At 64.9% G+C, this 239-nt stretch carries 1 protein-coding gene; it reads left to right on the top strand.

Annotation, left to right across the window (positions count from 1 at the left end):
• Positions 1–239, top strand: a 239-nt coding sequence (locus tag AA75_RS22685) for a cbb3-type cytochrome c oxidase subunit I (RefSeq protein WP_199520392.1), incomplete at both ends; no start/stop codon positions are given.

Here is a 239-nt window from a genome sequence, read left to right as displayed (position 1 = left end):
CCCGGCATGACGATGTTCCGGATGTCGATCTTCGTCTGGAACATCCTCTTCACCAGCATCCTGGTGCTGTTCGCCTTCCCGGTGCTGGCCGCCGCCCTGCTGGTGCTGGAGGCCGACCGCAAGTTCGGCGCCCTCGTCTTCGACCCGGCCAACGGCGGGGCGATGCTCTGGCAGCACCTGTTCTGGTTCTTCGGCCACCCCGAGGTGTACATCATCGCGCTGCCGTTCTTCGGCATCGT

The organism is Kitasatospora sp. MBT63 (assembly GCF_000710465.2).
GTDB lineage: Bacteria > Actinomycetota > Actinomycetes > Streptomycetales > Streptomycetaceae > Kitasatospora.
Note: the sequence above shows the minus strand (reverse complement) of the source record. Positions and strands in the feature narration are given on the sequence as shown.